Source organism: Arthrobacter sp. efr-133-TYG-104 (assembly GCF_030208915.1).
In the GTDB taxonomy this organism is placed as follows: domain Bacteria; phylum Actinomycetota; class Actinomycetes; order Actinomycetales; family Micrococcaceae; genus Arthrobacter.
In genome coordinates this window covers 164402-184355 of record NZ_JARVTA010000013.1, presented here as the reverse complement: position 1 = coordinate 184355, position 19954 = coordinate 164402, and the positions used below count along the sequence as shown (strand labels likewise).

Below are 19954 nucleotides of genomic sequence, written 5' to 3'. Positions count from 1 at the left end.
CGAACGACGGCGGACCGGCCACCTTGGGTGACCGGTCCGCCGTCGTTGGTGCAGCTGCGGTACAGCTAGGGGACGTGCCGTTCTTCAGGCCCGTTGTATTCACTCAAGGGGCGGATGAGCGAGTTGGAGGCCACCTGTTCCATGATGTGGGCGGTCCAGCCGGTGATGCGGCTGGCGACGAACAACGGTGTGAAGGTTTGGGTGTCGAAGCCCATGAGGTGGTACGTGGGCCCGGCGGGGTAGTCCAGGTTGGGCTTGATCGCCTTTGCCTCGTCCATGGCCTGCTCCAGGCCGTTGTACAGTCCGAGCAGTTCTGGCCGGCCGTAGTGGGCAATCATCTTATCCAGCGCGGCCTTCATGGTGGGGACGCGGGAATCGCCGTGCTTGTAGACGCGGTGTCCGAAGCCCATGACCTTCTTCTTTTGAGCCAGGGCATCCTCCATCCAGGTCTTGGCCCGGGCGGCGGCTTCCTCGAGCGATTCTTCGCTGCGGATGCCGATCTCGTCGAAGGTGTGCATGACGGCCTCGTTGGCTCCGCCGTGCAGCGGGCCTTTGAGGGCGCCTATGGCTGCGGTGACAGCTGAGTGCAGGTCAGCGAGTGTAGAGGTGACCACGCGTGCGGTGAACGTGGAGGCGTTGAAGGAGTGTTCCGCGTACAGGATCATCGAGACGTTGAAAGCCTCCACCACCTCATCCACAGGCTCTTCGCCGAACGTCATCCAGAGGAAGTTCGCTGAGTAGTCCAGGTCTTCGCGTGGTTCGATGACGTCCTGGCCACGGCGGCGGCGCTGGTCATACGCCACGACGGCGGGCATGGCAGCCCACAGGTCGATCGCTTTCTTCATGTTCGCTTCGGGCGACGAGTCCTCGGCCAGCTCGTGTCGGGCACCGATAACGGACGTGGCGGTACGGCACACGTCCATGGGGTGGGCCGTGGTGGGCAAGGCATCAACAACCTGCTTCACTACCGGGTCCAGTGCCCGGCCAGCGCGCTCGCGGGCGGTGAACTCGGCCAGCTGGGCCTCGTTGGGCAGTTCGCCGTTCCACAGCAGGTATGCGACTTCTTCGAAGCTGCATTTGGCTGCCAGTTCCTGTACCGGATAGCCGCGGTAGAGCAGCGAGTTGGTGTCCGGATTGACCTTTGAGACGGCGGTGTAGTCCACTACGACGCCGGCGAGGCCCTTTTTGATCTCTGTTTCAGCCATGCTGAACTCCTTCGTTCATGATGCAGGGCTCCGAGTGTTGCCGGAGCACCTGCGTTCCCCTGTGATGGATCCAGGACCTAGCGAACGCCGGGAACCTGGAAGTTGAAAACGCCGGTATCGAATTGGTTATATGCCTCGTAATCGACCAGTTCGTAGAGACGAGCACGCGTGAGCATGTTGTCCACGTGCGCTTCTTGGGTCCCCGCAGCCTTGATCGATTCCAGAGTACGCTCTGCAGCGCCCATGGCAATGCGGAGGAGGGTGACGGGGTAGATGACCATGTTCACGCCGACGTTCTGGAGTTGTTCGGTGGTGAAGAGCTCGCTTTTGCCGAACTCTGTCATGTTGGCCAGGATGGGCACGTCCACGGCGTCGCGGATGGCTTGGAACTCGGACAGGTCGCGCATGGCTTCGGGGAAGATCGCATCCGCCCCGGCGTCCACGAGTGCGCGGGCCCGGTCCTTGGCTGCGTCCAGTCCTTCGACTGCGCGGATGTCGGTGCGGGCCATGATGAGGAAGTTCGGGTCCCTGCGGGCATCGGCTGCGGCGCGGATTCGTTTGGCGGCGGTGTCGATGTCGACGACGTTTTTGCCGTCGAGGTGGCCGCAGCGTTTGGGGTTGAATTGGTCCTCGATGTGGAGGCCGGCCAGGCCTGCGTTCTCGAGTTCCTGGACGGTGCGGGCCACGTTCATGGGTTCACCGAAGCCGGTGTCCGCGTCCACGAGGGAGGGCAGGTCGGTCATGCGTGCGATCTGCCCTGCACGGGTGGCGACCTCGGTGAGGGTGGTCAGGCCGATGTCGGGCAAGCCGAGATCGTTGGCCAGGACCGCGCCGGAGATGTACACCCCGGCGAAGCCCTTTTCCTCAATCAAACGGGCGGAGAGCGGGTTGAACGCACCCGGGAACTGGGCGATGGTCCCGGAGTTCAGCAGTTCCCGCAGTTTCACCCGCTTCTGCTCGGGCGTGACGTTCGAGTACAGCATTTAGAAAAGTCCCTTCGGTGCTGCGTCGAGGTTGATGACCCCGGGCGCGGCGGTGATGTTCAGCTGGTCCAGTTCACCGGCACCGAGTTCGGGGAGGCGTTCGACGGCGGTGAGGAACCGTTCGATCTCGGCGTCCTCGACGAGCCCGGCGGCGAGCGTGCGGAACTTGGTGATGTATTGCTCGCGGGCGAAGGGCCGGGCGCCGAGCGGGTGCGCGTCGGCTACGGCGATCTCATCGGTGATGACGGTGCCGTCCGTGAGGGTGATTTCCACGGTGCCGCCGAAGGCTTTCTCGGCGATGTCCAGGGAGTGGTAGCGGCGGGTCCATTCCGGGTCTTCGACCGTGGTGACTTTGTGCCAGAGTTCCACGGTGTCCGGGCGGGTGGCGCGCTCGGGGGCGTAGGAGTCCACGTGGTGCCACGCGCCGTCCTGCAGCGCGACGGTGAAGATGTACGGGATGGAGTGGTCCAGCGTTTCCCGGGAAGCGGTGGGGGAGTATTTCTGGGGGTCGTTGGCGCCGGAGCCAATCACGTAGTGGGTGTGGTGGCTGGTCTTGATCAGCACGGAGGCCACGTTGGCGGGGTCGGTGGTTTCGGGGTGTTCGCGGTGGAGCTTCCGGGCCAGGTCAATCCAGGCCTGGGCTTGGTATTCGGCGGAGTGTTCCTTGGTGTAGGTGTCCAGGATCGCGCGTTTCGCCTCCCCGGGCAGCGGCAGGGGCACCTCGTAGGAGGCGTCCGGGCCGTCGAGCATCCAGGCGATCACGCCGTCTTCGCCTTCGTAGATCGGCACGGGAGAGGTTTGGCCGCGCATGGCACGGTCGGCGGCTTCGACGGCCATCTTGCCCGCGAACGCCGGGGCGTGGGCCTTCCAGGTGGAGATTTCACCCTTGCGGGACTGGCGGGTGGCGGTGGTGGTGTGCAGCGCCTGCCCCACGGACTGGAAGATCGTCTCCACATTCAAGCCCAGGAGCGTTCCGATGCCGGCCGCCGCGGAGGGGCCGAGGTGGGCCACGTGGTCGATCTTGTGTTTGTGCAGGCAGATCGCCTTGACCAGGTTCACTTGGATTTCATACCCGGTGGCGATGGCCCGGACCAGGTCTTTGCCGTTGGAGCCCACGTGCTGCGCGACGGCCAGGATCGGGGGGATGTTGTCCCCGGGGTGGGAGTACTCGGCGGCGAGGAACGTGTCGTGGTAGTCCAATTCGCGGACTGCGACGCCGTTGGCCCAGGCGGCCCATTCCGGGGACACCCGCTCTTCGATGCCGAAGACCTTCGCGCCCTTGCCTCCCGTGGAAGGACCATGCGTCAGGGCCTGGGCACGGGCAGCGACGATCGGTGCCCGGTTCAACGAAGCGATGGCCACCGAAGCGTTATCGATGATCCGGTTAATCACCATGTCAGTGACCTCGGCCGTGACCTCTACGGGGTCGGCGGCGACCACAGCGATTTTATGGGCCAACTGCTCCTCGCGGGGGAGGTTTTCTTCGCTCTTATAGACGCGGACGTGGTTGTTCTTGACCATGGTGCTCCTTGTGGTGGGACGTTCTAACGGGCCGGATGGACGGCCTTGACGTGGGTAAGGCTGCGGTGCAAATGAAGTATCGCGGCGGCTTCGGCCAGCCGGGGATTTCCGTCAGCAATAGCCTCCGCTATGGCCGCGTGCTCTGCCGCGGCCGCATGGAGCCGGGCGGCATCGTCGGCTGCGAGGCGCCGGACCCGGACCAAATGGACCCGGAGGCTGCGCATCGCATTGGCGAGATAGGAATTGGAAATCGCGGCATCGATGGCCTCGTCCAACCGGCCAACCAGCGCATAGTACTCGTGCCGGGCGGGATCGTCTTCGCTGAGTAGTCCAGGGGCGTCTAGGAGCTGGGCGCGGAGCTCAGCAAAAACAGCCGCTTCACCGCGCTCAGCGGCCAGGGCGGCGGCCCGCACTTCCAAGGTTTCGCGCAGCTCGAACAGCTCGTCGATGTTCTCCAGCGAAATATCGGAAACGACGACGCCGCGGCCCCCCGCCGCCGTCGTCAACCCCTCTGCGGTGAGGCGGCTCAGCGCCTCCCGGACCGGGGTCCGTGACACCCCGAGGCGTTCGGATTGCTCAACTTCAGCCAGAATGGCGCCCGGCCGAAGACGCCATTCGACGATGTCTTCACGGAGGGCCATGTAGGCCCGATCACTGGCGCGCATGATGCCACTGTATACACAGTGCGTGGCGATTGCTAGAACTGAAAGTGAAAAGTGACCAATTAATGTCTGCTTGTATACAAAGCCCATCTGCGGGGCTTTCAGTAGCTAGCGGCTAAGCGCGATTCCAGCTGTATTCGTTTTCCGGCCGTCCGGGCGTACCGTACCGCGGTGCCCTGGTGACGGTGCCGGCGTCGGCAAGGTATTCCAAGTATCGTCGGGCGGTCACACGCGACATGCCGAGCGCATCCATCACCTCGCTGGCGGACACCGGCACATGCCGGGCCCTCATCAAGTCCTTGACCGATTCCAACGTGGAGGTGGACAGGCCCTTGGGCAGCGGCAGCTCAGTGGGGGCACGCAGGCTCGCGAACGCCTGGTCCACATCACTTTGCGACGCCCCGGCTTTTGAAATGCCGGACACGGAACCGGCCAACTGTTCACGGAAGGTGCGGTAGCTGCGCAGCTTGTCCGCAAACGTGGCGTAGGTGAACGGCTTGATTAGATACTGCACGACGCCGATCGACACCGCGCTGCGGACGATGTTGACTTCCCGGACCGCGGTGATCGCGATGATGTCAGCAAACACGCCGGCGGAGCGCATCCTGCGGGCCACATCCAGGCCGTGCAGATCAGGAAGGTTCAAATCAAGCAGTACCAGGTCCACGGGTGTACCGGAGGCCGCGAAATCACTCAGGATTCTTAGTGCTGATTGGCCATCCGGGGCCGTCCCCACCAAGGTAAAGCCCTCCATCCGCCCGACGTAGACGGCGTGTGCGTCAGAAGCGATGGGTTCGTCCTCGACCACCAAAACCCGGATGTCTGTCATGCTTTCTCTTCCTCGGAGACCGGCGCGGGAAGCACCACATGGAATTGCGCACCGCCGAGGTTGCTGTTGGACCCGAGGTTGCTGATGGACATCGTACCGTTCAGGCGATGTACGGCCTGACGAACCAGCGCGAGTCCGACTCCCCGCCCATGGGCTCCGCGGGGATCTTCCGTCGAAGATTTCGTGCTGAATCCATACTGCAAGACGTCCTCGATGGAGCCGTCGTCGATTCCCTTGCCGGAATCCCGCACGGTGAACTGGACGCCCGTAGGCCGGGCATCCACATCCAGTTGTACCTTCCGGGGAGATTCACCCGCCGCCGCGGCATCGATGGCGTTATCCAAGAGATTTCCCAGGATCGTCACCAAGTCCTGGACTTCGAGACCGCGGACGCCGGAATTGCCGGAGGTCCGCACCTCCAGCTCCACTCCGCGCTCATGTGCTTCTGCGGACTTGCCCATGACCAGCGCGCTCATTACCGGTTCGTCGACGGAGGCCACCATGTCGTCGGTGAGCTGTTGGCTGAGCTCAAGATCTTTGGTGGCGAACTCCAGTGCCTGCGGCGTGCGGCCCAATTCCAGGAGGGAGACAATCATGTGCAGCCGATTTGCGTGCTCGTGGGTCTGGGCCCGCAAGGCATCGGAGAGCGTCTTCATTGTTTCCAGTTCGGTGCCGAGGGACTCAATTTCGGTCCTGTCCCGAATAGTGGCGACTGTGCCATAGACGGCAGGTTTCTGCCTGCTGCGCTTGGGCAAGGGGGCAATTGCTGGTGCCTGGTTCACCACCAGGATCCGGGATCCGGTCAGATGGATCTCGTCATGTGCCGGTCGGCCGGACTCGAACAAGGCCCGGAGGCTGCCGCCGAAGGGAAGCTCGGCAAGTTTCGGGGCGGCGTCGGGTGACCGGTCGACGTCGGACGGTTCCAGCCCCAGCAGCTCCGCCGCTTGATCGTTGTACATGACGGCTTTTCCCTTGGTGTCCACCAAGATCAGGCCTTCACGAACTGAATGCAGGACTGATTCGTAATACGCGAAGAGTTGTGCCAGCTGTTCCGGGCCCCACCCGCGGGTGATGCGGCGAAGGTACCTGCCAAGGATCCAGGAGGCCAGGAACGCGAAGAACAACACCACTATGGCAATTCCACCAATAACGCCGAGCCGCTCCGCCACATCGGTGTCAACTGTTCGGACGGTGATCCCCGCCGCCACTAACGCCTTGACGTTGCCGGCGCCGTCCTTCACGGGGGCGATCGTGCGCACCGACGGGCCAAGGGTTCCTGCGGTGACTTCGGTAAACGTCTCGCCATGGAGTGCGGGGTCGATGGTCCCGATATAGGGCTTGCCGATTTCCTCGGGACGGGGGTGGGTCCAGCGTGTGCGGTCCGGCGCCATGATCGTAATGAAATCCGCCTTGGCGTCCGCGGTGACTTTAAGTGCGTAGGGCTGAAGCGCCGCTGACGGATTCGGCGTCGAAGCAGCTTGGAGGACCAAGGGATTGTTGGCGATTGACGTGGCGATGGCGCGCATCCGGTCTCCGGCGTCGCCATAGGCGCGATCCCTGGCTTCCACCACGGAGAACGTACCGAAAACCGCCGTCAGCACCAGGACGAACAGTAAGTTCGCCACAAACAGGCGCCGGGCGATGCTCCATTTATGAAACACGTTGGCCTCCCATGACCAATATGAACGTAAGGGTGATGTGTGTCACCAGCGGATCAATGATGGATATCACACAGGGGCGGCGGAGTGGACACAAGTGCAGGACCGCGGCGCCTTACACAGTATCCAGAAGGAGAATCCCATGACCTCTCAACGAGGAGAGTCGGCGCTGGCCACCCGTAGTGGACGCAAGGGGCTCGATAAGTCGCATTACCTGTACATCGCCGTCATTCTGGCGGTCGTGCTCGGCGCGGTCATCGGCCTGATGTTCCCCGAGGTCGGCAAGTCGCTGAAACCGCTCGGCGACGGCTTTATCAAACTCATCAAGATGATGATTGCCCCTGTCATCTTCTGCACCATTGTCCTTGGCATCGGTTCCATCGCCAAAGCAGCCACTGTGGGCAAAGTCGGCGGCTTGGCACTCGGATATTTTGTGGTGATGTCAACGTTCGCCCTGGCCATCGGCCTGGTGGTGGGTAACGTGATCCACCCGGGCGCTGGCCTGAAGTTGAGCCCCTATGATCCAAACGCCAAGGCGGCGACCAACAGCACGGCCGATTTCCTCCTGGGTATCATCCCGAATGACATCCCGGTCCTCCCGACGTTGCTTGCGGCGATCCTCATCGGTTTCGCCCTCCAGAAGATGGGCAAACAGGGTACGCCGATCCTCACCGCGATTGGCCATGGACAACGGCTGGTGTTCCGCATCCTGGTCATGATCATGTGGCTGGCTCCGGTGGGCGCCTTCGGTGCGATCGCGGCTGTTGTGGGAGCCACGGGTGTCCAGGCGATCTTCAGCATGTTCACGCTGATGGTGGCGTTCTACATCACCTGCGCACTGTTCATTGTGGTGATTCTCGGTTCGATCCTTCGGGTAGTGTCCGGGGTCAACATCTTCAAGCTCATGAAGTACTTGGCCCGTGAATACCTCCTGATCTTCTCCACTTCGTCTTCGGAAGCAGCACTGCCCCGCCTCATCGCCAAGATGGAACACCTCGGAGTCTCCAAGCCGGTAGTCGGCGTCACCGTTCCCACGGGCTACTCCTTCAACCTGGACGGCACAGCCATCTACCTGACCATGGCATCCCTCTTCGTCGCGAACGCCATGGGTACGCCCCTTGATTTCGGAGCCCAGATTTCCCTGCTCGTCTTCATGATCATCGCTTCGAAGGGCGCCGCTGGTGTCACGGGTGCAGGCCTGGCGACCCTCGCGGCCGGACTCCAGGCCCACCGCCCCGAGTTGCTCGGTGGAGTGGGCATGATCGTGGGCATCGACCGCTTCATGTCGGAAGCGCGGGCACTGACGAACTTCACCGGCAACGCTGTCGCCACGATCCTGGTGGGCACCTGGGTCAAGGAGATCGACAACAGCCAGGTGGGGCGCGTCCTCTCCGGCGCCGCTCCCTTCGACGAGCAGACCATGATGTCCGACGGCGAGGCTCACGCCGACGCCGGGGTTGCCGCGACGCTCGCTTCCAACAGCACTGCAGCCACGCCACTGTCCATCGAAAAGCACGCAGCCAGCGTCTAGCCAGCCCCCAGCACCACATGTCATGGCAAAAGGCCGGTATCCTCCAGATGCCGGCCTTTTGCGTTGTCCGCAGCACCCTGACAATCGCGCAACCTTAGACCTCAACTAGAAGGTCAAGGCTCAATACGCGGACAAAGTCAAGTTCCCAAAATAAGCGTGTCGGCGCTGTAGCCTGAAGGGGTAGTAGCGCTGGGACCCGGGGGATCAGCGGCAGGGAAGATCGTCGTCGAAAGAGTGGTTAGATACGTGGGCATCGAACGTGGAACAGCGACGCTGGAAGGCACTGAAATCGACCTGGAAGACGCCGTCATGGGTCCCACGGGCCGCCCTCATCGCGACTTCCCGGAACCCGCTCCGTTGGCATCCCATGGGCCGGCCAGGGTCATCGCCATGGTCAACCAAAAAGGTGGCGTAGGTAAGACCACCTCCACCATCAACCTTGCCGCGGCGCTCGCAGAATACGGCAGGCGTGTGCTCTTGGTCGATTTCGATCCCCAGGGCGCACTCTCAGCAGGCCTCGGCGCCAACCCGCACGAGCTCGACCTCACCGTTTACAACGTGCTCATGGACCGCAAAGTGAGCATCGAAGACGCCATCCAGAAGACCGGCGTCGAGGGTGTGGATCTTCTGCCCGCGAACATCGACCTTTCCGCGGCCGAGGTCCAGTTGGTCAACGAGGTGGCTCGCGAGCAGGTTTTGGACCGTGCCCTGAAGAAGGTGGAAGATGACTACGATGTCGTGCTCATCGACTGCCAACCCTCCCTTGGCCTGTTGACCGTCAATGCCCTGACCGCGGCCCACGGCGTGATAATTCCCTTGATCTGCGAATTCTTTGCCCTTAGGGCCGTTGCCCTCCTCGTGGAGACCATCGAGAAGGTCCAAGACCGCCTCAACCCGCGCCTGCAGGTGGACGGAGTCCTGGCAACGATGTACGACGCCCGTACGCTCCACAGCCGGGAAGTGATTTCCCGCCTGGTGGAGGCATTCGGCGACAAAGTGTTCGAGACCGTCATTAAGCGTTCCATCAAGTTCGCTGACGCCACGGTGGCTGCGGAGCCGATCACCAGCTATGCCGGCAACCACATCGGCGCAGATGCGTACCGCCGTCTTGCAAAGGAACTGATTTCGCGCGGCGGCGCGCCCTAGCTCATCGTGGTTCGGTCAATCGCCCCGGCCACTGAGACGCCCACAGAAACGGAAGCAAGCCCGCGGAAGGCCGGCTTCGAGGTGCGCCTGGCTAATTTCACCGGCCCGTTCGATCTCCTTCTGGGGTTGATTTCGAAGCACAAGCTCGATATCACCGAGGTGGCCTTGTCCACGGTGACCGATGAATTCATCAAGTACATCCGGCGCCTCCAGAAACTGGGGGAGGACTGGGCGTTGGATGAAGCCAGCGAGTTCCTGGTCATTGCCGCCACTTTGCTGGACCTCAAAGCAGCCCGACTTCTTCCTGCCGGAGAAGTCGAAGATGCCGAAGACATTGCCCTCCTGGAGGCCCGGGACCTGCTGTTCGCCCGCCTCCTGCAGTACAAAGCATTCAAGGAAGTTGCGGGCATTGTGGGTGCAACGCTGGAGCAGGAAGCCCGGAGGTATCCACGCCACGTGGCTTTGGAGCAGCATTTTGCCGCCATGCTTCCCGACCTTGTGTGGCGGCACACCCCCGAGCAGTTCGCGGAGCTGGCCGCCGCGGCACTCAAACCCAAAGACACCGCACTGGTTGAGGTGGGGTTGGACCACCTCCACGCACCGCCGGTCAGCGTCAAGGAACAGGCCGAGATTATGGGTTTCCGCTTAAGACTGGGTGCGCCGCTGTCCTTCCAAACGTTGATTGCCGACGCCGACACAACATTGGTGGTGGTGGCTCGTTTCCTTGCGTTGTTGGAGATGTTCAGGGATCGCGTTGTTGCCTTCGAACAGCCGGAACCGTTGGCCCAGCTGACCGTGCGATGGACCGGAGCCGACGCGGAGTGGGACAGTTCCAGCCTGAACGAGGAATACGAAGCAGGACGCGACGTCGGAAAAGCTGGAAGCGCAGGAGACACCAATGAGTGAAGAGGGAACCGTCCTGGACGGCCTGGCAGAACTGAACCAGCTGCCCGGCGGGCCACGGGGCGCGCTGGAGGCAGTCCTGATGGTCATCGACCAACCGGCCACCTCGGCCGAGCTGGCCGCAGGACTGAACGTCACGGTCGCCGCCGTCGAGGAATTGCTGCAGGACCTGCAGCGGGAGTATAGCGGCTATACTGTTAAAGCCCCGGACGTGGATGCTGTCGGCTTTGCCCAAGACAGCACTGCACCCCGGGGTTTTGAATTGCGGAACGTCGCCGGAGGGTGGCGGATCTACTCGCGACCGGAATTTGCCGACGTCGTGGGCAGGTTCGTCCTCGAAGGCCAGACCACCAGGCTTACTCAAGCGGCGCTTGAAACACTGGCGGTTATTGCTTACCGGCAACCGGTCTCCAGGGCCCGGGTGTCTGCAATTCGCGGCGTCAACGTTGATTCGGTGGTCCGGACTCTGACCCAGCGGGGTTTGATCGAGGACTCCGGAACCGATCCCGAATCGGGTGCTGTCCTCTACCGGACAACCTCGTACTTCCTGGAACGGATGGGCATCGGTTCGGTGGCCGAACTGCCGCAACTCTCGCCGCATCTTCCAGGCCTGGAAGGCATCGACGAGTATTACGACGCCAGCCGCATGTAACGCCGGGCCAACGCCCGGACTGCTTTAGAACTTCATACAGATTCACGCACCACACCCCGGTGCACAGCGACAAAGGGCAGACGATGTCTGCCCGGCTGGCTAGTGTTGATTTCATCAACGAAAGCCGGCCATTACTACACAAGGACGGGTCATGACACAGGCGGGACGCCAGAGTTCACCACGTAACGGTTCGGGACGCAACAGCTCCGGACGCAATGAGGCCAAGGGCGGCAACGGCCGCTCCAACGCCGGCGGCTTCTCCGGCCGCGGCGGCAGCGCCGGCGCTGGAAAGCGGAACTTCACCCAGGGCGAGGGCCGCCCGTTCAAGGCTTCGAAGCCTCGCGAAGCTGCCCCTTTCGATCCCGACAACCCCACGACGGCGGGCGGTTACGATCGCGGCGAGGCGGCAAGGCCTGCCAAGCCGTTCCGTAAGCCGGGCTCCAACAAGCCAGGCTTCGGGAAAGCGCCGGGTACTCCCGGTGCCATCAAGCCCAAGGCAAAACCAGCCAAGCAGTTCGGCTCCAAGGCCTTCGGCAGCGAACGCTTCGGCCAGAACCTTGGTCCCATTCGCAAGCCAGGACGCAACCGCGGCCCGCGCCAGGAAGTTCCGCAGTCGGACCTGCACGACGTCGACGGCGTGCGCCTTCAGAAGGTCATGGCCCAGGCCGGAGTGGCCTCGCGCCGGGTGTGCGAGGAAATGATCCTCGAAGGCCGCGTTGAGGTTGACGGCCAGGTCACCACCGAACTTGGCATGCGCGTCGATCCCACTGCTGCAGTGATCCACGTTGATGGCATCCGGATCCAGCTCGATGAAACCCTTGTTTACATGGTGTTCAACAAGCCCAAGGGCGTTGTATCCACCATGGAGGACCCGGAAGGTCGGCCCTGCATCAGCGACTTCCTGAAGAACAACAAGAACAAGGGCGAACGCCTGTTCCACGTCGGCCGGCTCGATGTCGCCACCGAGGGCCTTCTGCTGCTGACCAACGACGGCGAACTCGCCAACCGCCTGACACACCCTTCCTATGAGGTACCCAAGACGTACTTGGTGCAGGTGCGTGGGCCGTTCCCGCAGGGTGTCGGCGCCAAGCTGAAGGCCGGCGTCGAACTTGAAGACGGCTTCGCTGCCGTTGACTCTTTCAAGTTGGTTGACTCAACCCCAGGCCACGTCCTAATCGAGGTTGTCCTCCACTCGGGCAAGAACCGGATCGTGCGCCGTATGTTCGACGCCGTCGGGTTCCCCGTGGAGCGGCTCGTCCGCGTCAAGGTTGGCCCCATCGGCTTGGGTGACCAACGCCAGGGCAGCATCCGCAACCTCGGCAGGCAGGAAGTCGGACACCTCCTGGCATCTGTAGGACTCTAGGGGATGTCGGCATTCAGTACGCACGGCAGGGGCCATCTCGATGGCCCTGTCGTCGTTCTCGGCACGGGCTTGCTGGGGGCCAGTATTGGCCTTGGCCTCCGCGGACGTGGAGTTCCCGTCTACCTCTTCGATCCTTCGCCTACCAATCAGGCGGTCGCCGTGGACATCGGGGCAGGACGCCCCTTGGCCGAGTTGGACCAAGCACCCCAACTGGTAGTCGTCGCCGCTCCGCCTGACGTGACGGCCGACGTCGTGCAGAAGGCCCTGGCGGACCACCCGTCCGCCGTCGTCGTCGACATCGCCAGCGTCAAGGCAGGCATCCAGGCGCAACTGCGGGAACGCGGCGTGGACCTCTCCCGGTACGTGGGGACACATCCCATGGCAGGCCGGGAGAAGTCCGGACCGGTCGCGGCCAGGGGAGAGCTTTTCACCTCCATGCCATGGGTGGTTTGTCCGTCGGAGGAGACCGGTAGTGCCGCCCTGCAAACGGCGCGCTCACTCGCAGCTGATCTCGGGGCCATCGTGTCCCAGTTCACCGCGGACGAGCACGACGAAGCCGTCGCGTTGGTATCCCACCTTCCGCAGGTCATGTCTTCCCTGCTGGCCAGCCGCCTGCAGGGTACCCCCATGCACGCGCTATCCTTGGCGGGCAACGGGCTCAGGGACACCACGCGCATCGCGGCCAGTGATCCCACCCTCTGGGTGCAGATCCTTGGTGGCAACGCGGAGAAAGTGGTGCCCATCCTGCATGGGGTTCGCGAGGACCTGAATCGGCTCATCGGTACCTTGGAAGAACCGCTGGCCCCTGGCGCGCGGCTCGATCTTGCCCAACTCATCAGTGAGGGCAACGCCGGCCAGGCGAGGATCCCCGGTAAACACGGCGGTCCACCGCAGGCCTACTCGTGGCTGACCATCCTCGTGGATGACAGGCCGGGACAAATCGCGCACCTCCTCACCGAAATCGGTGAGATCGGTGTGAACCTTGAGGACCTGCGGCTGGACCATTCCTCGGGACAGAATGTAGGCATGGTGGAGCTCTCCGTTCTTCCCAGCAAGCACGACCTCCTTGTTGAAGCCTTGACCGATCGTGGATGGCGGGTACTCCAGTAATGACACGTGAATTTTTTGGTCCGGAGACCGTTGCGCGTCCCGGCAAGCCGCTCGTGATCGCCATCGACGGCCCTTCCGGGTCGGGCAAGTCGAGTGTCAGCAAGGAAGTGGCCCGCCGACTGAAGCTGGCATACCTCGACACGGGCGCGATGTACCGTGCACTGACCTGGCATTGCTTGAAGACCGGAGTGGATCTTGAGGACGGCGCTGCGGTGGAGCAGGCCTCAAAGACCATGCCCCTGGAGATCAGCACCACCAATGCCACTGAGTACGTAGCAGTAGATGGTACGGACATCACGGACGAAATCAGGGATCCTTCGATTTCTTCCGCGGTAAGCGCGGTTGCCACCACGCTCGGTGCCCGGACGGAACTAATCCGCCGCCAGCGCGAGCTCATCGACCAGCACCATCACCGCATGGTGGTGGAAGGCCGCGACATCACCACCGTTGTTGCTCCAAATGCCGAAGTCAGGATTCTCCTGACGGCCAGCGAGGAAGCCAGGTTGCGGCGTCGTGGGATCCAACTCGGGGGGACCCAGAGCACTGCGCAACTCACAGCGCAGGTCATCCATCGCGACGCCAAGGACTCCACGGTAGTCAACTTCACCCAGGCCGCCGACGGCGTGGTTACCCTGGATTCCTCGGACCTTGACTTTGAGGAAACGGTGGACACAGCCCTGGCGATCGTCAGCAAGGTTATCTATGGAGAATAGGAACCATTCGCCGGCGATCCTTCCACCCCGGTGGACGCGGCTATGGAGCCGCCCCATCGGCTGGATCGTGGACCACCTCATTTACCGGACCGTGGTGACGGGCAAAAGCAACGTTCCCGCTGCCGGGCCTGTGCTTTTCGCTGCGAACCACATCAGTTTCCTTGATGGACCTGTGCTGTTCGGAGCGTCACCGCGGCCGATGCACATCCTCGTCAAAAAGGAGATGTTCACGGGCGTCCTCGGGAAGGTCCTCAGAGGCTCCGGCCAGATTCCGGTGGACCGGGACGGTGACCGCACGGCTTTGCATACCGGCAAGAAACTGCTCGACGCCGGCCGTTGCGTTGGGATCCTCCCTGAAGGCACCCGGGGGAGCGGTTCAGCAGGGAGCATCAGCAGCGGGGTCGCGTGGCTGGCACTTAATTCCGCGGCAACCGTTATACCGGTCGCCATACTTGGGACCCGTCACCGTGACGAGCACCGCGACCATCTCCCCAAACCACGCCGCAGGCTGTATGTCAGCTTCGGCGAACCCCTCACAGTGAAGCGCCGGACGGGCGAACCGGGGCGTGTTTCAATGGACAGGGCGGCTGCGGAGATCCGCACGGCTTTGGCCGGACACGTCCAGGACGCTATCGAATCCACAGGCCAGGCCCTCCCCATGGAGCCTGTGCCCGGAGAAACCACCTCCGCAACACCGCCAAACAGCAGTAGCCGGGACGCCGGCAGACCACCACTAAGGAAAGTGCAATGAGCGATACGACTCAAAAATCCGGCCTCCATGGAGCCGGCGACGACGAATACACGCCCACCGGCACCGACCAGGTGGCTGAGAACCTGGCGGCACTGGACGACGACGAGGCGGAGCTCCGCGCCGCCAGCCTCCGGGCGGGCCTGGAGGACTACGATCTCGATGAGGACGACGCCGCCCTGCTTAGCGGCGAGTTCGGCGATGAGGGTGAAGAAGGCCCCCTCAAGCTTGATCCCGTCCTTGCCATCATCGGCCGGCCGAACGTGGGGAAGTCCACGTTGGTCAACCGTATTCTCGGCCGCCGGGAAGCGGTTGTGGAAGACACCCCTGGTGTCACCCGCGACCGTGTCATGTACTCCGCCCACTGGAACGGCCGTAACTTCACGCTGGTAGACACCGGCGGATGGGAGCACGACGCGAAGGGCATCCACGCCCGCGTAGCCGAGCAGGCAGAAATGGCTGTGGAGCTGGCTGACGCTGTTCTCTTCGTCGTGGACTCCGCCGTCGGCGCCACCGCCACGGACGAGGGCGTCATGAAGATGCTGCGCAAGAGCAAGAAGCCGGTCATCATGGTGGCCAACAAGGTGGACGACTTCGCGCAGGAAGCAGATTCAGCTGCACTGTGGGGACTCGGTTTCGGGCAACCGTATCCCGTATCGGCATTGCACGGCCGCGGAGCGGCCGACCTTCTGGACCACGTGATGGACACCCTGCCGGAGTACTCCTTGGTAGAGGGTGTGGAACGCTCGGGCGGTCCGCGCCGCATCGCGCTGATTGGTCGCCCGAACGTTGGTAAGTCCTCGCTGCTGAACAAGCTTGCAGGTTCTGAACGCGTTGTGGTGGATCCGCTCGCCGGGACCACGCGTGACCCGGTTGATGAGTTCATCGAACTCGGCGGCCGTACCTGGCGGTTCGTGGATACGGCCGGTATCCGTCGCCGTCAGCACATGGCTCAGGGCGCCGACTTCTATGCGTCGCTCCGTACGCAGGCTGCGCTCGAAAAGGCGGAGGTCGCCGTCGTACTTCTTGCCGTTGACGAGGTGCTCAGCGAGCAGGACGTCCGCATCCTCCAGTTGGCCATTGAGTCTGGCCGTGCGCTGGTCCTCGCGTTCAACAAATGGGACCTGTTGGATGACGAACGCCGTCGCTACCTCGAACGTGAGATCGATCAAGACCTGGCGCACGTTGAATGGGCGCCGCGAGTGAATATCTCGGCCAAGACCGGCTGGCACAAGGACCGCTTGGTTCCGGCGCTGGACATTGCCCTGGAGAGCTGGGACCGCCGCATCCCCACCGGTCGCCTCAACGCGTTCCTGGGCGAACTCGTCGCAGCGCACCCGCACCCGGTCCGCGGCGGCAAGCAGCCGCGCATTCTCTTCGGAACGCAGGCATCCAGCCGGCCGCCGAAGTTCGTGCTCTTCACCACGGGTTTCCTGGACCCGGGATACCGCCGCTTCATTACGCGTCGCCTTCGCGAGACATTCGGCTTCGAGGGCACACCCATCGAGGTCAACATGCGCGTGCGCGAGAAGCGCGGCAAGAAGCGCTAAGGGTTCATCGTCGAAGTTGGCTGTGGTGAAAAAGAGACGGTCATCACAGCCAACTTTGACCCCGATGGACGCGGCACCCTCCAACGTCGTGTAAGCTTTTGGAGGTGGTTCGGCCGGACTGCTTAGGAGAGACTTTTCGAAGGATTTCCCAGGCGGAGAACGGTGGACCAGCGGGCTGTAGCGCAGCTTGGTAGCGCACTTGACTGGGGGTCAAGGGGTCGCAGGTTCAAATCCTGTCAGCCCGACCAATAAGGCCGGAATCATGCGGAAACGCTGGTTCCGGCCTTTGGTCGTTAAATGTCTTTTGGTCGTTTAATGTCCCGGCCCCTGCCGGCGTTCGTGACACCCGCCCACCTGGGGGCGAGCGTCACTGAACGATCGGAGCGATCCGTCTACGCGTGTTGCAGGCTATCGAGAGCCTTGACGAGCGGCTCAAGTTCCGGCACGGACCCGGCAGCGTCCAGTGCTGCAGCCAGGGTGTCGTCGTGTACAGGCTTGGCAGCCTCGAGCAACTGCTGACCAGGGGCGGTGAGTTCGGTGTATATCCCGCGGCGGTCGTCTGCGCACAGGATGCGGGTGAGTAAACCCCGGTCCTCCAAACGGTTGACCAGTCGGGTGGTTGCGCTGCTTGACAGCGCGGTGGCGCGGGCCAGTTGCTGCATCCGCATGTGCCACCCGTCCTGGCGGCTCAATGCGTCCAGCACGGTGTACTCAACAACGGACAGCTCGCTGGAAGCTTGGAGGGCTTTTTCCAAGGCAGTTTCGATGCTTCCGTGCAGGGCTGCCAGTGTTCGCCATCCCTGCGCCCGGATCTCTACGGCGTCGTCCTTGATGCCCATGGTGTGCTCTGCTCCTAGCTCGATTGGGGACTGCAGCAGAGCTTCGAAGGTAGTTGCTTGCGCAAGTATCTAGCGTGTGCAAATATATATAAAGCGTCTGCAACTACTAGTCTACGGTTCCCGGAAGCGCACTTCCACTCGCGAGGGAACCACCAACCAAGGAGCTTCACATGCCCGCAGGGTTGATCGCCCTTGCCCTCGGCGGATTCGGCATCGGTCTGACTGAATTCGTCATCATGGGTCTCTTGCCGGAGATTGCCGCCGACTTCCACGTCAGCGAAGCCTCGGTAGGTTGGTTCATTTCCGGCTACGCCCTCAGCGTCACCGTCGGTGCGTTGCTCGTCACGGCCGCAGTGACCAGGCTGCCCCGCAAGCCGGTCCTCGTAGGGTTGCTCGTACTTTTCATCATCGGCAACTTCCTTTCGGCCATTGCCGACGGGTATGGGGCAATGATGCTGGGACGTATCGTTGCCGCGTTGTGCCATGGAGCCTTCTTCGGTATCGGATCGGTGGTGGCAGCAGGCCTTGTCCCGGCGAACAAGAAGGCTGGAGCCATTGCCATCATGTTCACCGGCCTCACAGCAGCAAACGTCCTAGGCGTTCCCTTCGGAACGTTGCTGGGCCAAAGCTTCGGCTGGCGTTCCACGTTCTGGGCGATCACCGCGATCGGCGTCCTCGCGCTGCTCGGCATTGCCCTCTGGGTTCCCAAGGCGTCAACAGGACCGGCCCAGGGCCTCCGGAGCGAACTGGGCGCCTTCACCTCAGGACAGGTATGGCTTTCCCTCGTGGTGACCATCCTTGGCTTCGGCGGGATGTTCGGCGCTTTCACTTACATAGCCTTCACGCTGACCGAAGTTTCCGGATTCCCAGCCAGCGCCGTTCCATGGCTTTTGGTGCTGTTCGGAGGCGGGTTGTTCGTCGGCAACTTCCTCGGTGGCAAGGCGGCCGACAAAGCCTTGGACCTGTCCCTTCTCCTCATCCTCACCGGCCTGATGGTGGTCTTGGCCTTCTTTGCCCTTACCGCCTCCAGCAGCGTCGCAACAGTCTTCTCGCTGGCCCTCATGGGCGGATTCGGCTTCGCCACGGTTCCCGGCTTGCAGATGCGGGTGATGCACTTCGCCTCAACAGCGCCAACACTGGCTTCCGGGGCGAACATCGGTGCGTTCAACTTGGGTAACGCGCTGGGCGCCTGGCTCGGCGGGCTCACTATTTCCGCGGGACTGGGGTACACCTCGCCGGTTTGGGCAGGAGCCGGCATGACGGCCGCAGCACTGGTGGTGATGATGCTGTCGGCCGCCGGAGCTAAGCGCCATGGGTCGGGAGCCCCTGTGACCGCGTCCGACGTCGACAATCGCCCCGTGGAGGCCGCCACCGCTGGAAGCCGCCAGCCCCGCCGGCAGGTGTAACTGCCGGTTCTCTCCGGCACTACTGCCAGCGCCGGACTACTGTGCCTATACTTTCAGCGGTGGCCGGAAGCAGGGCCGCCGTCGAGGTTCGACAACGTCCCGATGAAAGGCCGCCCGTGAGCAATATTCCAGCAGAACTTTCCTATACCGCTGAACACGAATGGATTTCCGCTCCAAATGCCGACGGCGTTGTGCGGATTGGTATTACCGACTTTGCCCAGGATGCGTTGGGCGATGTTGTTTATGCCCAAATGCCGGAACCGGGGACTAAAATCACGGGCAACGAAGTGGTCGGGGAGGTTGAATCCACCAAAAGCGTCAGTGATATCTACGCTCCGGTTACGGGCGAGGTCACAGAGCGCAATGACGCCTTGGACTCCGATCCTGCACTCATTAACTCGGACCCGTATGGAGAAGGTTGGCTTATTGAAATAAAGCTGGCGGAGGCTGACGCAATGGAGTCGCTCCTCAGTGCATCGGAGTACGAACAACAGGTAGGCTAAAGTTATCTGGCCCGCCAGGCTGTTTTCCCATATCAGGAGAGGGCGCGGCGGGCCAGCAACCGATTTGCCCGGCGGTACCGGGAGGTGGACGTGGCCGGCGGGGTTTGGAACTGCTGGCAGATGAGGAGGAGATCCCATGGTTGGCGACGAACAGGCTCAAGCCAATGCAGGAAACGGCGCGGGGGAACAGCCGACGTCGGAGACCACCTCCATCAGCATCACCCCAACCTGGGACGAGCCAAGCATCACCCCGAGGCTCGGTGCCGAAGAGCGGGCGTCCGTGGATGCGCTCCCGCCAAACTCTGCGTTGCTCATCGCGCACAGCGGACCAAACGCGGGAGCACGGTTCTTGCTGGATGCGGACACCACTACAGCCGGCCGTCACCCCGATGCTGATATCTTCCTCGATGACGTCACGGTGTCGCGCAAGCATGTGCAGTTCAACCGATCGGGCGCCGGCTTCGAGCTGGTGGATATGGGGAGCCTCAACGGGACCTACGTGAACCATGACCGGGTGGACCGCGTGCAGCTGAAAAGCGGTAACGAAGTCCAGATCGGTAAGTTCCGCCTCACTTACTACCTGAGCCCTGCTCGTGCAGCAGGCCAAGTCTGACCCCGGGGAATCTTCCTGT

General features: G+C 62.7%; 18 protein-coding genes, 1 tRNA gene and 1 pseudogene. 13 read left to right on the top strand and 7 right to left on the bottom strand.

All coding sequences use genetic code 11. The features are described 5' to 3' along the window. Nucleotides 1-65 precede the first annotated feature (65 nt). The 6 genes from QRN04_RS11515 to QRN04_RS11490 form a co-directional block, all read right to left on the bottom strand. Nucleotides 66-1205 carry a bifunctional 2-methylcitrate synthase/citrate synthase gene (locus QRN04_RS11515; RefSeq protein ID WP_284976162.1) on the bottom strand — a complete coding sequence of 380 codons (1140 nt, stop codon included), beginning with the start codon at nucleotides 1203-1205 and terminating at the stop codon, nucleotides 66-68. A gap of 77 nt (nucleotides 1206-1282) precedes the next feature. Beyond that, a complete protein-coding gene (gene prpB, locus QRN04_RS11510; RefSeq protein WP_284976161.1) occupies nucleotides 1283-2188 on the bottom strand; it encodes a methylisocitrate lyase in 906 nt (301 codons plus the stop codon). After that, entirely contained in the window at nucleotides 2189-3709 is a 1521-nt protein-coding gene (locus QRN04_RS11505; RefSeq protein ID WP_284976160.1) for an MmgE/PrpD family protein, read from the bottom strand. It lies immediately after the preceding gene. Nucleotides 3710-3732: 23 nt separating this feature from the next. Beyond that, entirely contained in the window at nucleotides 3733-4374 is a 642-nt protein-coding gene (locus QRN04_RS11500) for a GntR family transcriptional regulator (protein ID WP_284976159.1), read from the bottom strand. A gap of 112 nt (nucleotides 4375-4486) precedes the next feature. Next, a complete protein-coding gene (locus QRN04_RS11495) occupies nucleotides 4487-5200 on the bottom strand; it encodes a response regulator (RefSeq protein ID WP_284976158.1) in 714 nt (237 codons plus the stop codon). Beyond that, entirely contained in the window at nucleotides 5197-6861 is a 1665-nt protein-coding gene (locus QRN04_RS11490) for a sensor histidine kinase (RefSeq protein ID WP_284976157.1), read from the bottom strand. Before QRN04_RS11490 ends, QRN04_RS11495 begins: the two co-directional genes overlap by 4 nt. A 139-nt stretch (nucleotides 6862-7000) precedes the next feature. On the opposite strand from QRN04_RS11490, the gene QRN04_RS11485 reads away from it, so the two are divergent. From QRN04_RS11485 to QRN04_RS11440, 10 genes and pseudogenes are all read left to right on the top strand, one after another. After that, a complete protein-coding gene (locus tag QRN04_RS11485) occupies nucleotides 7001-8389 on the top strand; it encodes a cation:dicarboxylate symporter family transporter (protein ID WP_284976156.1) in 1389 nt (462 codons plus the stop codon). Nucleotides 8390-8698: 309 nt separating this feature from the next. Further along, a complete protein-coding gene (locus QRN04_RS11480; RefSeq protein WP_410550080.1) occupies nucleotides 8699-9535 on the top strand; it encodes a ParA family protein in 837 nt (278 codons plus the stop codon). Nucleotides 9536-9541: 6 nt separating this feature from the next. Continuing rightward, on the top strand, nucleotides 9542-10441 hold the full coding sequence (locus tag QRN04_RS11475) for a segregation and condensation protein A (RefSeq protein ID WP_502868788.1): 900 nt from the start codon (nucleotides 9542-9544) through the stop codon (nucleotides 10439-10441). After that, nucleotides 10434-11090, top strand: a complete 657-nt coding sequence (gene scpB, locus QRN04_RS11470) for an SMC-Scp complex subunit ScpB (RefSeq protein WP_284976154.1) — start codon at nucleotides 10434-10436, stop codon at nucleotides 11088-11090. The genes QRN04_RS11475 and scpB overlap by 8 nt, the downstream gene beginning before the upstream one ends. 151 nt (nucleotides 11091-11241) lie before the next feature. After that, nucleotides 11242-12453, top strand: a complete 1212-nt coding sequence (locus QRN04_RS11465) for a pseudouridine synthase (RefSeq protein ID WP_284976153.1) — start codon at nucleotides 11242-11244, stop codon at nucleotides 12451-12453. Between the two features lie 3 nt (nucleotides 12454-12456). Further along, a complete protein-coding gene (locus tag QRN04_RS11460) occupies nucleotides 12457-13563 on the top strand; it encodes a prephenate dehydrogenase (RefSeq protein ID WP_284976152.1) in 1107 nt (368 codons plus the stop codon). Next, the gene (cmk, locus tag QRN04_RS11455; protein WP_284976151.1) at nucleotides 13563-14276 is read left to right on the top strand and encodes a (d)CMP kinase; all 714 of its coding nucleotides are present in this window, start codon (nucleotides 13563-13565) and stop codon (nucleotides 14274-14276) included. Before QRN04_RS11460 ends, cmk begins: the two co-directional genes overlap by 1 nt. Beyond that, nucleotides 14266-15013 (top strand): annotated as a pseudogene (locus tag QRN04_RS11450) (lysophospholipid acyltransferase family protein). Before cmk ends, QRN04_RS11450 begins: the two are co-directional and overlap by 11 nt. A gap of 10 nt (nucleotides 15014-15023) precedes the next feature. Next, nucleotides 15024-16574 (top strand): ribosome biogenesis GTPase Der, encoded by a 1551-nt coding sequence (gene der / locus QRN04_RS11445; RefSeq protein ID WP_284976150.1) that lies wholly within the window; start codon nucleotides 15024-15026, stop codon nucleotides 16572-16574. A 171-nt stretch (nucleotides 16575-16745) separates the two neighbouring features. Then, a tRNA-Pro gene (locus tag QRN04_RS11440) sits at nucleotides 16746-16822 on the top strand. Nucleotides 16823-16966: 144 nt separating this feature from the next. Here QRN04_RS11440 and QRN04_RS11435 read toward each other — a convergent pair. After that, entirely contained in the window at nucleotides 16967-17413 is a 447-nt protein-coding gene (locus QRN04_RS11435; protein WP_284976149.1) for a MarR family winged helix-turn-helix transcriptional regulator, read from the bottom strand. A gap of 170 nt (nucleotides 17414-17583) precedes the next feature. Here QRN04_RS11435 and QRN04_RS11430 point away from each other — a divergent pair, with 170 nt between their 5' ends. From QRN04_RS11430 to QRN04_RS11420, 3 genes are all read left to right on the top strand, one after another. Further along, on the top strand, nucleotides 17584-18819 hold the full coding sequence (locus QRN04_RS11430; protein WP_284976148.1) for an MFS transporter: 1236 nt from the start codon (nucleotides 17584-17586) through the stop codon (nucleotides 18817-18819). Between the two features lie 116 nt (nucleotides 18820-18935). Next, on the top strand, nucleotides 18936-19322 hold the full coding sequence (gene gcvH, locus QRN04_RS11425) for a glycine cleavage system protein GcvH (protein ID WP_284976147.1): 387 nt from the start codon (nucleotides 18936-18938) through the stop codon (nucleotides 19320-19322). A 136-nt stretch (nucleotides 19323-19458) separates the two neighbouring features. After that, nucleotides 19459-19935 (top strand): FHA domain-containing protein, encoded by a 477-nt coding sequence (locus tag QRN04_RS11420; RefSeq protein ID WP_284976146.1) that lies wholly within the window; start codon nucleotides 19459-19461, stop codon nucleotides 19933-19935. Nucleotides 19936-19954 lie beyond the last annotated feature (19 nt).